This window comes from Tessaracoccus bendigoensis DSM 12906 (assembly GCF_900141915.1).
Lineage (GTDB): Bacteria > Actinomycetota > Actinomycetes > Propionibacteriales > Propionibacteriaceae > Arachnia > Arachnia bendigoensis.
The window spans coordinates 60,743-74,681 of record NZ_FQZG01000007.1 but is presented as its reverse complement, the minus strand read 5'-3'; the positions used below and the strand labels follow the sequence as shown (position 1 = coordinate 74,681).

General features: G+C 68.5%; 15 protein-coding genes. All 15 read right to left on the bottom strand.

Features of this window, described 5'->3' with window-relative positions; translation table 11 throughout:
- Positions 1–67: 67 nt before the first annotated feature.
- Positions 68–268, bottom strand: a complete 201-nt coding sequence (locus BUC15_RS02540; protein ID WP_073185989.1) for a hypothetical protein — start codon at positions 266–268, stop codon at positions 68–70.
- Between the two features lie 16 nt (positions 269–284).
- Positions 285–884, bottom strand: a complete 600-nt coding sequence (locus BUC15_RS02535; protein ID WP_084189308.1) for a hypothetical protein — start codon at positions 882–884, stop codon at positions 285–287.
- 13 nt (positions 885–897) lie between these two features.
- On the bottom strand, positions 898–1,383 hold the full coding sequence (locus BUC15_RS02530; protein ID WP_245787860.1) for a single-stranded DNA-binding protein: 486 nt from the start codon (positions 1,381–1,383) through the stop codon (positions 898–900).
- A 74-nt stretch (positions 1,384–1,457) separates the two neighbouring features.
- Positions 1,458–3,269, bottom strand: coding sequence for a type IV secretory system conjugative DNA transfer family protein (locus BUC15_RS02525; RefSeq protein ID WP_073185987.1), 1,812 nt, complete (start codon positions 3,267–3,269; stop codon positions 1,458–1,460).
- A complete protein-coding gene (locus BUC15_RS02520) occupies positions 3,266–3,790 on the bottom strand; it encodes a hypothetical protein (protein WP_073185986.1) in 525 nt (174 codons plus the stop codon). Before BUC15_RS02520 ends, BUC15_RS02525 begins: the two co-directional genes overlap by 4 nt.
- 42 nt (positions 3,791–3,832) lie before the next feature.
- Positions 3,833–5,320 (bottom strand): ATP-binding protein, encoded by a 1,488-nt coding sequence (locus BUC15_RS02515; RefSeq protein WP_073185985.1) that lies wholly within the window; start codon positions 5,318–5,320, stop codon positions 3,833–3,835.
- The gene (locus BUC15_RS02510) at positions 5,317–6,144 is read right to left on the bottom strand and encodes a hypothetical protein (protein WP_073185984.1); all 828 of its coding nucleotides are present in this window, start codon (positions 6,142–6,144) and stop codon (positions 5,317–5,319) included. Before BUC15_RS02510 ends, BUC15_RS02515 begins: the two co-directional genes overlap by 4 nt.
- A 72-nt stretch (positions 6,145–6,216) precedes the next feature.
- The gene (locus tag BUC15_RS02505; protein ID WP_073185983.1) at positions 6,217–7,680 is read right to left on the bottom strand and encodes an SCO6880 family protein; all 1,464 of its coding nucleotides are present in this window, start codon (positions 7,678–7,680) and stop codon (positions 6,217–6,219) included.
- A 6-nt stretch (positions 7,681–7,686) separates the two neighbouring features.
- On the bottom strand, positions 7,687–9,045 hold the full coding sequence (locus BUC15_RS02500; RefSeq protein ID WP_073185982.1) for a conjugal transfer protein TrbL: 1,359 nt from the start codon (positions 9,043–9,045) through the stop codon (positions 7,687–7,689).
- Positions 9,046–9,078: 33 nt separating this feature from the next.
- Positions 9,079–9,348: a DUF6112 family protein gene (locus tag BUC15_RS02495; protein WP_073185981.1), complete on the bottom strand. Its 270-nt coding sequence runs from the start codon at positions 9,346–9,348 to the stop codon at positions 9,079–9,081.
- A gap of 123 nt (positions 9,349–9,471) precedes the next feature.
- Positions 9,472–9,738, bottom strand: a complete 267-nt coding sequence (locus tag BUC15_RS02490; protein ID WP_073185980.1) for a DUF6112 family protein — start codon at positions 9,736–9,738, stop codon at positions 9,472–9,474.
- A 1-nt stretch (position 9,739) separates the two neighbouring features.
- Complete coding sequence (locus BUC15_RS02485) at positions 9,740–11,356, bottom strand: M23 family metallopeptidase (RefSeq protein WP_073185979.1); 1,617 nt, start codon at positions 11,354–11,356, stop codon at positions 9,740–9,742.
- 12 nt (positions 11,357–11,368) lie between these two features.
- On the bottom strand, positions 11,369–12,037 hold the full coding sequence (locus BUC15_RS02480; RefSeq protein ID WP_073185978.1) for a hypothetical protein: 669 nt from the start codon (positions 12,035–12,037) through the stop codon (positions 11,369–11,371).
- 50 nt (positions 12,038–12,087) lie between these two features.
- The gene (locus BUC15_RS02475; RefSeq protein ID WP_139280062.1) at positions 12,088–13,107 is read right to left on the bottom strand and encodes a ParB N-terminal domain-containing protein; all 1,020 of its coding nucleotides are present in this window, start codon (positions 13,105–13,107) and stop codon (positions 12,088–12,090) included.
- Positions 13,104–13,616: a hypothetical protein gene (locus tag BUC15_RS20645; RefSeq protein ID WP_245787859.1), complete on the bottom strand. Its 513-nt coding sequence runs from the start codon at positions 13,614–13,616 to the stop codon at positions 13,104–13,106. Before BUC15_RS20645 ends, BUC15_RS02475 begins: the two co-directional genes overlap by 4 nt.
- Positions 13,617–13,939 lie beyond the last annotated feature (323 nt).

Genomic DNA, 13,939 nt, shown 5'->3' with positions numbered 1-13,939 from the left:
GCTGAGGGTTCGGGCAATGGTGGGGTCTTGCCGGTAGCGCCCAGTGGATGGACGTACACCACGGATTCTACCGCTCGGGGCTGAAGAGTTGTCGGAGCTGGGCTCCGGCTTGTCCTTCCGGGCTGCCGGTTCCCGCTTCGCGCAGTGCCACACGGATGAGCACTTCGGCAACCTGTTCGGCGTCGATCTGCTCACGCTTGATGAACCGCACCCGCAGGTTGCGGTCCGCCGGCTTGCGGTGGGTCTTGGGTTGATAGTTCCGCACCATTCCCGACCACTTCGCTCTACTCGTCGTTGCTCTCGTCGCTGTCGGCGGTACCGAAATGCGACGGGGAGTCGAGACCGAGGAAGAAGGCGTCTTCGGCGGCCTTTCGGCGGGCGACTTGTTCGAGGACGAACTGCACGAAATCGTCTCGCCGGTTGACGATCGGCGCGTCCTCGATGGGGGCTGCCGGCCGCTCGCCTGGCCAGGCTGTCTGGCGGGAGGGCCGGTCGCGGTCGAGGCGGGTGCCGGAGGCGGCCACCCAGTCGCGCAGCCGTGCCCGGGCGAGGGCGAAGTCGCGGTGCCAGCCGATGGGTGCGGAGCCGTTCTGTTCGGGATCGTAGGCGCCCAGCCAGTGCAGGTGCAGCGCTGACAGTTCCCACTGCAACTCGGGGTGGCGGTGCCAGCACGGAGGGATGACCGATGCCGGGAGAGCGTAGGTCTTGCGGAGCCATTCGACCCAACGGTTCAGCGCGAGCCATTCCTGTTCGAGGTCGTGGGACAACAGCAGGTTCCAGTTCACCGGGTGTACGGCCCCAGGTTCGTCGCTACCGAGCCGGGTCACCTCGTCGTCGTGATCGTCGGGCTCGTCGGCGTCGGGCCGTGGCGTGTTCTCGTTCATCATGGCTCCGCGTTCACATCGTCCGCGCGGTGGCGTGAGAGGGCTCGTCGCGTTCGGGTTCCTCGAAGCCGGCGGCGTGGTCCTGGCCGCGTTCGACTGCTTCGCGTCCTGCGCTGCGGCGTTGGGAGCGGTCGACGTCGTAGGTCGTGCGTGCGAGGTCGTGGCCGAGCCTGCTGGCGATGAACTGCTGTTCCTCGACGCCGGTGTTCGGGTTCACGTTGGGGCTGGTGCGCCCGTGGGCGAGGAACCAGTCCTGCTTGGCGAGCTTGTCGGCGCCCCACTGTGCCGCTCCGTTGAACGCGACGACATCGTGGAATGTGGTCGTGAGCTTGGTCCGCGTGCCGTTGTCGTACTGGTAGTGCTCCTGCCCGGCCTTGAAGTAGAGCCGCGGCGTGCCGTCGTCGGAGTAGGTCAGCCTCGGGGTGGAGGCGACGAAGCCGTAGAAGCCTTCGCGCACATCGGGGGCCTCTGAGGTCATCTCGTGCGGTTCGGTAGTCATGGGGAGTGCTCCTGCTCGTGTTACCGGCCTCCGGGGATCGGTGGCCGTTGCATCAGGCAGGTGCGCGTCCCGGGTCAGGGCCGCTTGGCTGTCGCGTTGGTGCGGGGCGCGGCGGCTTGCAGCTGTTCCTCGATCTGCTTGCGGTCGGCGGCGAGTTGCCGACCATCGGGACGTGCGGGCCAGGGAAGCAGGTCGGTGATGATCGGTGGGGCTGCGCGCAGCAGGGTGACGGCGGTACCGAACGGCAGTGTGCGGATGCGGTCGGGCGCCATGATCGGAACTCTGCGGACGGATCGCTGGTTGGAGCGGGAGCCGTAGTCCCCGACGGTTGAGGAGTCGGTGTATTCGTCGCGCTCTCCGATGAGCGTGGAGAGGTCTTGCAGGTCGCGGGAGTTCGATGCTCCGCCGAGGACGATCTTCACGATGGAGGCATCCCAGATCGCGTTGGCTTGATGCTCGGACCACCGATCCCGTGCTTGCGCGAGTGATTGCAGGACGGCCATCGTCGTGATCCCGGTCCCTCCGCCTTCGGCCATGAGCGTCGGCAGGCTGGGCAGAGGGGCAAGGTTCCCGATCTCATCGAGGGCCAGCAACAGCGGAGGGTCGAGCCGGGCGCCGGCGGAGCGGGCGGCCATGCGGCGGGCCGTCTCCACGAGGTCTTCGACGAACGCGGCCACCAGGGCGGCACTGTTCCCGGCCCCGGCGCCGGTGGCTAGCAGGTACAGGGTGCCGCGCTCCCTGATGAACGTCTCTGGGTCGAAGCTCTCCCCATCGGCTGGGGAGACGGCATCGAGGACGCGCGGATCTGCCAGGGACGCCAAGGCGAGAGAGACGCCTTGCCAGATCGAGTCCCGGGTCTTGGGGTCGGCGTCGATCATCGCGTGCAGCGAGTCGGCCCACCCGGTTGCCGCGTTCGGGTGGTTGGTGAGGATCGCGACGGCCTCGGCCGCCGCAACGGGGTCCAAAGTCCAGCGAAACAGTTCGGTCGGGCTGCGGTGATCGAGAGCCGCGGCGTGGAGCAACGATTGGAGCACGGAACGGGTCTTGCCCTCCCAGAAGTCACCGCCTTCCACACCGCCAGCCGACAGCCCGGTCGCGGAGGCGAGACCGGTGGCGCGGATCATCGCTGTCTGCGGCGATTCGCATCCCCGGATCGGCGACCACCGCAGGCCGGCCGGGATGCCCTCGGCCAAGTGCTGGGGGTCGAACACGGCTACCTTGCCGCCCGCGCGTCTGCGCGCCGCGAGGGTCGCGGTGAGGTTGTCCGGCCGGGTGCTGGTCGTAACCACCGCACCTGGGGCGTCGAGGATCGCCGGGATCACGACGTGCAGACCCTTGCCTGAGCGGGGTGGACCGACTATCAGCATCGAGTCCTCGACGCTCGCCCACACGGCCTGCCTGCCGATGCTTCCGAGCCGGTAGCCGAGGTCGGCGGGCGTGGGCTGCGACAGGGACGGGCGCAGCGTCCCTGCTCGTCGCGTCAGTGCCCGCGCAGACGCCACTTGCGCGGCCTCGTGCGGGGTGGCGGTGCCTGCTTGCCGGTGTGGATCGGAAGCGGCCTTCCGCGCGTGCCGACGCAGCCACACCCAGCCCGAGACCCCGGCGGCGGTGATCGTGGCGAGCAGCAGCCCGGCGACGATCCAGTACGCCACCGGGCTCAGGCCGTCGGCACCGAGCGCGCCAGCAGGATCGCCGGGGTTGAACAGGACGCCGACTCCGGCGGCGATCCCGGCATCTGGCTGTCCCGCCCCGGTGAGGAACGCGGCGATGGTGCCGGCGGCGCGCAGGAGCAGGGCTACGGCGACGACGCCGCCGATCCCGGCCAGGGCGATGTTGGTGAGTTCGTCACCCATCACCTGGCCGTGTCGGCCGACGGGCGAGGTCACGGCAGGTCCCGGATCGTGATCGTGCCCGAGACTCGGCCGATCAGCACGACCTCGTGAGCGTGAGTGGCGGCAATGATCGTGGGATCGAGGAGGGCGCGTACTTGGCCGTGATGACTGGCATCGGTGTGGCCGGTGACGAGCGCGATCGCCACGTCCTCGCCGGCGAGGAAGCCGTGACCGCCGTCGATCGGCACGGGCTCGGCCCTCCGCGCCATCGTGGTTGGTTCCGACGGCGGGGTCGGTGACTGCCGACGGGAGCGGCGGGTGGCGGGCAGGATGTCGGTGAACGTGCTCCCGTCACTCTCGTGCACCGTGACCCGTACCGGCATCTGACGTTCGCGGGTGGCGTGGTCGATGATCTGCGCGAACCCAGCCCGCCGCCACGGCCCTGCCCCAACCGGCGGTGTGACCGGCTGGCCGTCGAGGAGGGCGGTCATCGTGCCGTCGGCGCGCACGTCCAGGACAAGCTGCGGCATCGACACCGGGACGGCGGGGGCGGCAGGATGATGGGGTTGCTTCATGTCCGCGAGGTGCGCCCATACCGCCCGGCACCGAGCCTGTTGTCAGGTGCGTGCCGATGCGCGTGAGCTGGTGTCGAACAATGCGAGCTCGGCGGGATGGAGCTGGTGGGCGATCACGAAGCTGCGGCCCTTGATCTTCCACAGGCCCTGCCCGACGCCGAGACCGGGCAGCAGCGATTGCTCGGTGCCGGTCAGCCCGAGAGCGCGGGCGGTCGCGCCGAGCTGGTCAGATTCCTGCCGGTAGATGATCCTGGTCTCCGCGTTCGCCAGCAGGCTGTTGGCCAGGGCGCGCATGGCCGAGCCTTGGTCGCCAACGTTGTCGAGGTCGGTGATCTTGTGAAAGATCATCATGTTCGCGATCCCGTAGGCGCGGGCCAGGCGCCAGTGCGCGTCCATCCTCCGCAGCAGTGCGGGATGGCTCATCAATCGCCACGCCTCGTCGTAGACGCACCAACGCTGGCCGCCGTTGGGGTCGAGCAGTGCGGCTTCCATCCACGCGCTGGAGCAGGTCATCAGCACCGAGATGAGGGTCGAGTTCTCGGTGACCCGCGACAGGTCGAGCGAGATCATCGGCAGTGTCGGATCGAATACCTCCGTGCTTGGGCCGTCGAACAGTCCGGCAAGGTCACCGCCGACCAGCCGCCTCAGCGCGTGCCCGACCATCCGGCCGTCTTCGGTGAGCCGCCCATCGGGATCGTTGGATGGGGTGAGCAGATGGTCCACGATCATCGGCAAGATCGGCACGGTGTTCTGTCGCACCGCAGCCGACAGAGCGGTGTCGATCGCGGTGTGCTCCAGCGGCGTCATTGGCCGGGTCAGCACGGTCTCGGTCAGCGCGCCGATCAGGTCCCGGCGGCGCGACGCGACGGTCGCCGCCCACTGCTCGTTGCTGAGCCCTGCGGGGCGGTATCCCTCATCGAGGGGGTTGAGCCGGGAGGGCAGGCCGTGACCGAGCTTGATGGCGCGCCCGCCGACCGCTTCGGCCACGGCGGTGTGCTCGCCTTTGGGATCGCCAGGAATGTAGACCCTTCTGCCGAACGCCAGCGACCGACTGTAGAGGCTTTTGGCGAGCGAGGATTTCCCGCTCCCGACGATCCCGGCCAACACGATGTTCGGGGCTGTGATGAGGCCTCGGGAGTACAAGACCCACGGATCGTAAACGAAGCTCCCACCGGAGTAGAGGTCTTGACCGACGAACACTCCCTGCGAGCCGAGCCCACCCTCAGCGAGGAAGGGGTAGGCGCCCGCGAGCATCGCGGAGGTGTCCTGATGTCTCGGCAGCCGGAACCTGCCCGGTGACCGCAACGCCGCCCGGCCGGACTCGCCTGCCGCCGGGAGATAGCGAGTCGCCTTCTGTTCGGCCCGCTCGGCCGCTGCCTTCTCCCGCTGGGCCTGCGCCTCTCGGTGATGCTGCTCGGCGGCGAGCTGGACGGCAGCCTGACGGCGTTGCTTGCGCAACCGTCGCTTCTCCTTCGCAGGGGCAACCAGGACGGCAGTGTGCAGGCGTTCTCGTTCTGGGCGCGCGCTCATCGGGACAAGCCTCGCTGCTCGGTTACCACGGTGATCGGCTCGGGGGTGAACCACGACCGGGCCGGCGGCGCCATGTGCCGACCGGCTGACTGCTCGGTCGGTGGCTTGTCAGCCTGCGCCCTTCGAGGTGGGCCGATCTCGACATGCTGATGTGCTTCGAGCAGGGTGAGGCTCGGCAGCTCGTCGGGGTTCCGGTAGAGCGCGACGTGGCCCAGGCTCGGGTTGTAGATCATCGTGTACGCATCCACGGTGGCGGTCTTGTCGCTGGCACTGGAGGGCAGTTCGTCGTAGGTGTGCCCGATCGCGATCGCGTCGTCCACGGTATCGGCGCCCATGTCCCACTGCGACAGGTAGAGCACCCCGGCCGTGCTGCCTTCCCGGTCGATCAGGTCGAGCACCCGGTCGGCTTCCTCACCATCGAGAAACACGATGTTCACCCACGCCGGCCTGTTCACCACCTCGGGCGCGGCGGGTTCTGCAGGGTGCCACGCGATCCGCCCTGCAGCCTGTGCGGCAGCGTCAAGCAGGCTCTCGGCCCGACGGATCATCGCAGCGGTCTCATGGAGCCGATCAGCGGCGGTGAAGGCATCGACCATCCCGGCGTGCTGGTCGCCAGCGTCGTTGAAAGCCCGGCCCTGGTGGCGCTCGTGCATCGCGGCGAGCTGGTCGAAGACCTGCTGCAACGAGCGGACACCGCCGAGCAGTTCCAGGATCACCCCGTAGGCCTCGTGCGGCTGCTCGATGAAGATGGTGGCGTGGGCAAGCCCCCGGATCGCCTCATAGGCCTCTCGTGAGTCAGCGGTTGGATCGTGGAACGTGGGCATCACAGGCCTCCCCGGTCGTCTGGACGTGCGGACATCGGCCAGGTGCGCCATCCGTCCCGGGTTGCAGGTCGTTCAGAGGCGGCGGCACAGGGGCAGCGCGGCGGCAGTGAACGCCTGGGCTTGCTGGCCGACCAACAGCCGCGTCTCGCAGGAGGCTTGGATGGCAGCCTGCTCGATCGCGGCGACAGCGGTGTCCAGCTCGTCGGTGCTGGGTGCGGTGACGGCGATCAGCCCGGTATAGCGCAGCACGCCGTGCCCGGCGGTGAGGTCGGCCTCCTGCCGGAGCACGTCGCGGTACTCGGCGCTCTGCGAGGCGTCCTCGATCTGCCCAATCCTGGCCCGCTGAGTGGCGTCGGAAATGTACTCGACCTTCTTCTTGCGGATGTCTCGGGCGGCCTGATCGGTGCGCAACGGCGTGCATAGCAGCGAGAACGAACGTCCGATACCGGTGGACAGCAGCACCGGGGCGAGGAATCCGGGGTACACCATCGACCGGGGCCATTCCGAAATCCACAGCACCGCGTGGTAGCCCGAGTCGGTGCGCAGCCGATCCCAGGTCTCGGTGACCGCGACCGGCCCGGCGGTGGCGAGGTCTTGCCCGAGCTGGCCGTGACGTTCCAGCGTGGGGCCGATCGCCGGATCGTAGGCGGTGCGCAGCATCACCGCGAGCTGACCAGCGCCGAGCCATTCCGACGCGGTGAGGTCGGCGGCGCGCAGGGCCGCGGTCAGAGTGGTCATCTCCTGGCGCAACACATTTGCCGCACCCCGGATGCCGCCCCCGGCGGTTCTGATCTGACGGGCGGCAGCGCGCATGTCCAGCGACAGCGACACGGTGGTGGCATGGCGTTCCCCGGCCGGGCAGGCCCGGTCGATGAGTTCGGCGTAGGTGATCGCCGCCCAGGTGCCGTCATCGGTGCCGTGCTCGGCCCACCACTCCGCGAGGCCCTGCCCGGAATCGGGAAGTGTTCGCTCCAACACCTGTAGCGCGCTGATCCGCCCTGACCGGCACACTGTCGCCAGCACCCGACCCCAGGCGCTGACGCGGCGGTTCTGCTCGGACGGATCGAGCAGCACGAACGCCGGATGCGTGATCGCCGTGGCCACCGTCAACGTGGCTGCCTGCGGGTCATGGATCATTCCAGCCCCGGTCTCGGGGTCGGTGTACTCACGCAGCCTCGCCATGTCCCCGGGAAGCGCGAGCGTGCCCGCAGGCCTGGGCGCGACGACGCGGCGTCGGTACAGCAGTTGCCCGCCCGTGGTGCGCCACAGCCACCACGCGCCAACCGGCACCCACTCCACGAGCGGCCTCCCGCCGATCCTCACCCATGCGACCACTGCGGCGAGCATCCAGATCGGCGCGGAGTAGGCGAGGAGGATGCCGCCACCGGCGTAGAACGCCGCGATAAGCGAAGCACCACCGATGCCGAGCGCGATGAGCTGCGACAGCGACAGCCCCAGCAGGATGCCGCGGCGAGTGAGACGGCTGAACTTCACCGGCTCCAGTTCTGAGCCGGTCGTTGTCTCCGAGCGAGCCATGATGAGCTACTCCTTCCCGCCCGATGGCGGCGCAGGGTTCGGTGGAATCGGGGTGCGCGGCAGCGGCGTCGAAGGGGGCGGCGGCGCGCTGGCGCCGCTACTGCCGGCGCCAGCTTGTGCTGCGGTCTGATCGGCCTGGGCACCGATAGCAGCACCGGCTTTCGGCCCAGCCGTAGCGGCCTCCTTGACGACCTGCGCGCCGACCACGGCTACCCCGGCCGCACCCGCAGCTGCCGGGGCGGCGACACTGGCAGTGCCCGCGCCCGCGCTGGTCCCACCCGATGCCGCACCGGTCCCTCCCGCTGCCGTGCCGGTGCCGCTCGCGGTCGACCCGGTGCCGGCGGGTGCGGGCTTCGGCGCGGGGGCCTGGGCTCCACCCGCCCCGTCGCCCTCCTTGCCGTCGAGTACCTGTTTGGGTGCCTCGCCTCTTGGCTTGGACGGCAGAGGGAGGGGCCGGTTCATCGCGCTCTTCGCGTCCTGCTCGGCGCCCATGTTGTTGTAGAGATCGAAGCCCATGAACGAGATGACCCGGTAGACCATGTACGGGGCGAACGCGGCGATCCCGAGCAACACGATCCCGGCGATGGGTTCCGTCACCGCCGTCAGGTCGGCGGTGATCGGAGTGGATATCTGAGTGACGGCAACGAGGAACACCACGACCAGGACGAGCTTGGACACGATCAGCGCGAGCAGGAACGCAGCCCACTTCCCGATCCACCCGCGCGTGGCATCCCCGGAGGAACCCGACAGCGCCAGTGGAGCCAGCACCACCGCGATGAGGATCAGGGCCTTGCGGATCAACAGCGAGAACCACACGATGGCGATCGCGGACACCATCAGTCCGGCGAGGAAGATAGTCAGGATCGCACCAACACCCGGCGCGCCGATGCTCAGACCGCCCAGAGCGGTCGCAAGCAACAGCATCTTGTCGCCCATCGTCTCCGTCGTCTCCCCAGCGGCCTGGATGATCCCGATAGACAGCTGGTCAATGACCTCCAGCAGCAACGCGGTGAGGGTGATGACGACGAAACTGCCCAGGATGGACTTGCCCGCCCCGAGCGCCGCCCGGCTCAGCGCCGTCGGGTCACGGCGAACCATTCCGGTGATGAGCTGAAGGCAGAAGAAGATGGCCACCACGAACACCGCGATCCCGAACAGCAGGTTGTAGACCGACACGAAGCCGGGCTGGGTGACATCGACCAGCGTGGTCGTGTCGAGCACCGCCCACATCGCCTCCATCAGCCATGCTGCCGCCCCTGCCAGCGCCGAGGCGAGCAGGTCGAAAGGAGCGGCAACCAGCGATGCCGTACCTTCGCCGACGGCATCGCACACGTTCGAGATCACCGGGATATCGCAGACACTCACCTTGTTCTCCTTCCCACTGCCGCCGAGCGCCGGTCAGACCTGCTGCCCGACGCCCCAGAAGAAGTTGACGAGCGCAACCGACGCCCCACAGACCACTGCGGCGCCGCAGGAGATGAGCAGCCCGACCTTTCCGCGCCCGGCCAGGTGCGGATTGGAGGAGTTCGCCCCGTAAGCCCACACGATCGCCGAGACGATCAGCGCCAGAACCGACAGGATCAGGCCGACGGTCATCACTGCGCCGACGATCACGCGCAGTTGTTCGATGCCCGGCAGACCCGAGCTGTTGGGGTCGATGTCAATCACGATGAGGCTCCCTTCACAAGGCCATTGCTTCTGACCCGAGGTGCGCCCCGCCCTCCCCGAACACGACGAGGGCGCCCGCCCCAGAGCGAAAGGGGACGAGCGCCCGAGATAGGGCCGCGGCGGCTAGAGCTGCTGTCCGATGGAGATGAGCCAGTTCATCCATGCCACACCGGCTCCGGCGAGGACGGCGGCGCCGAGGGCGACCAGCACCCCGGTGCGGCCTCTGGCGGCGGTGGCATGGTTGCCGTGCGCTGCGGCGATCGCCCAGGCGATCGCGGAGACGATGACCATGAGCACGGCGATGACCAGGACGAACATGAACAGGGCGCCTGCGATAGCCTTGAGTTCGGTGATGCCCGAGAGGCCGTTGAAGTCGGGGAAAACGTCCATCTCAGACCCCGGATTTCGCTGTCACATGCAGGTGGTCGTAATGACCTCCCGTGATCGAAGCCGGGTCGTGCATCCCGCCGCCGTTGTACGGCCGCCAGCCCTGGTCGGCGCGGGCGACCGACCAGACTTTGCCTTGCCAGATCAGGTACTCCACCCCGAGCACGTCGGCGTGGTCCTTCATCCAGTTCGTCACCTTCCAACCGGCCTCCAACTGCGCGGCGGTGGGACGTTGCCCGATGCGGTTGCCGAAGGTGATGTCACAGGCCCGGCCGAGCGGGTGCTCTGACTTCGTGCCGGGCCGCGGTGAGTAGCAGCCCCAGCCGGTGTCGGGGAACGCGGCTTTGGCCTGGGCCATGATGTAGGCCATCCGAGCGGTTATCTGCCCGTTGCTGGTGGGGTCGTCGACCATCTGGTCGGGGTCGCCGGTGAACGGTACTGGCGCACCTCCCGCGCCGGCCACGCATCCACCGGCAACGCCGACCGTGGCCTCGGGAAGGTTCGCTGCGTGGTGGTCGTTGAGCCATTTCGCCGCGTCGGCGGCTTCTGCGTGGGTGCCGCCGGGCCGGACCTCGAAGTGCAGGTGCGGACCGGTCGACATGCCCGAGGACCCCACGTTGCCAATGTGTTGTCCGGCCCGCACCCGGTCGCCGGCTTGGACGTGGATGCCGGACTGCCACATGTGAGCGTAAGCGGTCGCAACGGTCGTGCTGTTGATGGTGTGCTCGATGACGATCAGGCCGCCGTAGCCACCGGAGAACTCCGCGACGGTCACGGTGCCGTCCGCCGCAGCGAGAATCGGCGTTCCATCGGGCGCGGAGAAGTCAGTGCCGGTGTGCAGCTTCCGTTCCCCGGTGATCGGGTGAGTGCGCATACCGAAGGGCGAAGTCAGTACCCAGGTTCCTTCCGGGAGGGGAAAGACGACCCGTGACGACTCCGCCGTCGTTACCGCAGGCCGGCCCGCGCCGGAACCGCTGCCGGTGAGGGTATCGAGGATGCGGTCAGCCACCGGCGCGTAGTTGCGATACCTGTCGGGGAACGCGCTCACCTCCACGGCTTGGGCGGCTTCGCCGGGGTCCATCTGCTGCCAACCGGGAATGTCGAGCAGCCCGCGCGGGCTCGGGTAGTTGGGACCGCCTGGGCCGCCAAAGAACGCGCGGGCCTGGTAGTTGGAGTCCATGAGTTCTGCGACGGTGCCCCAGCCGGATCGCGGACGCATCTGGAAGAGGCCGAGGGAGTCGTGGTCGCCGCCGTTGCCGTCGTTGGGGTAGTTCGCCGATTCGGGGTAGGCGCCGGTGTTCGTGAGCATCCGCAACGTTGACTCGGTGAGCGCTGCCATCAGCGCGACCTTGACGCCGGGACGGCCCACCCCCTCGATTCCACCGCCGACGGTGATGATGGTGGCCGCGTGGGTGAGCTGCTGACGATTGAGCGTGAAGATCTCGCCGTTCGCGGTGGTCACTCGGAGTTGGTCGGGGATGTTCCCGACGATGATCCCGGTACCAGCCCCAGTCGCGCACGCGGCAGCGGCGGGGTTCATCAGTACCGCAACGCTCAGCAGCAGGATCGTCGGCCCGAACAGCATCAGGATCACCGCGGTGATGGCCGTCTTCTTCATCATCGGTCCCGCCGGCTATCGAAGAGGGTTGTCGAGCTGGGAGAGCCGCAGCAGATGACAAGACGATCCGGTGGGGCAGGCGAGAAACACCGTGAAGGCGACCTCGTGCTCACTGGTGACGGGCTGGCCCTGCCACAGGCCGGAACGGTGCCGAATGCCCTCGACTGTGATCGCGGTCGCACCGTCTGGGAGCTGGCCTGGCCGGGCCTGCGTCACGGCGTCAGCCCAGGCATCCGGGACGAACAGGCTGGTGACGTCGAGGTACTGGAGCGTGGCGTACTGGCGCAGCTCTATCCACGCTTCCCGCGAGGGCAGGTAGCCCGAGATGTCGGAGGCCAGTCCGGCCTGCTCGTGCCCGCTCGGATCGCCTACCGCCAACACGACGGAGGTGTAGTCCAGCGGCATCAGGCCCGACCCGGTGTCCCACGCGAACAGCGCCTCCGCGACGTTGCGGGCGAACCGCTCCGGGTCGCGGGTCGTTGGGATCGTGGGCAGCGTGTCCGGAACCTGGTGAGGATCACCTGGCGAGGCAGACGATGACGGCGCTGGCGCGTCGGGCGGTGCCTGGGTGCGCGGGCCGGAGAGAAGGCCGTACACGCCGACCCCGGTGAGGATCACGAGCAGCGCGGCGGAGACGGCGATCACGATCAGTCGCCGGCGGGAAAGGGTATCTGTCGGACTCATGCCGAGCAGGTGCGCCTGCCCGACCAGCCTGTGTGGACGCTGCTAGGAGTCTAGAGAGCGCGCAGGTGTCGCACCGGCTCCACAGCACCGTCGCCGTCTTCGGCCGTCTCTTGGCGGGCGCGGGCAGCTTCGAGCGCGGCGGCGAACTCGCTGGTGCCGTCCGCGATCGTCAGGAACATCTCCACTTCACCGGCAGCCAGGGCATCGGCGAGGGTATCGGGGTCGTAGTGAGTCCACCATCCGTCCAACTCGCTCCAGATCACGACGAAGGAGCGGGTCGTCCACACCGGGGTTGCCGCCACCGCAGGGGTGCGTCGTTTCGTCTTCGAGCCTGCCTGCTTGGCGCGGGCGAGTGCTTCTTGCGCCATCGCCTCCAAGTCCACCGCACCCGGTGCGTCGGCCAGGAGTTCGCGGACGCGGGTGAAGACCGGATGCACGGGGCCACCGGCCTCGATGTCTGCCAGGCCTTGCGCGATCTCAGCGCGCGCCTCGGCGGACAGGTCTTCGCGCATCGCGGCCTGCTGGACGTACTCGATCTTGTCGAGCGTCTTGTACGAGCCGGCACCGGGGATCATCGCTGCTGCCTGTTGACGGGTTTCGCCCGACGGCGTGGACGGTGCCGGAAACTTTCCGCCACCGTCGCTGTCAGCCGGTTCGCCCGTCGCTCCGGGCTGGTAGCCGCTGCTGAACCGGGTGGCGGCCTGCCGTGCGGCGGCGTCCTCGGCAAGCAACTCCTTCAGCTCCCGGTAGAGCGTGGTGGCTTCCAGCGGGGTCAGCGGCTTGTGGAGCACGTTGTCGTCCTGTTCGGCCAACAGGTGCCCGAGCCGATCCGAGATACCGGACCGCACCCACACGTTGACGGTGCGCCAGCCGAGTTGCTGGATCGCCGCAAGACGGCGCCGCCCGCACACCAGCACCCCGTCAGGCGTGATCGTCGGGGGTTGCAGCAGGCCATCGCGGTCGATGGACGCCGCCAGCGCATCGAGGTCGCCCAAGTCGGTGCGATGCCGGTGGCCGATGACGATGGAATCGACCGATCGTTTGAGCTCGATCCGCCCATCGCCGCTCATGATCGTCCACTCCCTGGAGCGGCGAGGGCAACGGTGAGCACCAGGTCGTCATCATGCAGCAGCACCGGTAGCGTTTCGCCGATCAGCAGGCGCAGCAGGATGCCCCGGCCTGCCGTGGTCGCGGACATGCCAGGAGCTTGGTTGCCCAGCAGAGTCTTCAGCAGCGCTGACCATGCCTCGCCGTCGAGGTCGAGCAGGGCTTGGGCGTGCCGGTCGCGGCGCAGTACCTCGAACGCGGACTGCCGTGATCCCGCCCGCGCGAGCGCTTGGCAGACATGCTCGACTCCAGCCCGCGCGGCAGCGGCAGGCCAGCCGAGCAGCGTCATGAACGCGATCGCGTCCTCCACGGCCGAGACCGCTGACGTGTGGCCTTCAGCACCGTGTTCGTCGTCGGGCGTCGTGTCGGTGGTGTGGAAAGCGGAGTGGTAGTCATCGAGCGGGTTGTCGCGCTCCGAAAGGCGCTCGGCGTCATGGAAGACCAAGACGTGCGGACGTCGGGCCTGGTGCACCGAGCAGAGCAGGCGGCGCGTTCCTCAAAGATGCAGGTAATTCGGACGGCGTGGGTCACCACACCCCAGGGGTCGACGGCCTCACGCGCCGAACGGGTGCGCATCACATCGAACGCGGCGGTAGCGGCCTCCCACGGATCAAGGCCGTGCTTCCTGGCCAGGGCCTCGTACTTCTCCGCAGCGAAGGCCATCAGACGTGCCGCGACGGGATCAGTGCGCCACGCATCCGGCCCCGCTTCGTGGAGCCGTCGCAACAAGGCGCGCAGTCCCTCGCCCGTGGTGAAGTCCTCTGTGCCGCCCTCGTCGGCAGTCATCGTGCGTGT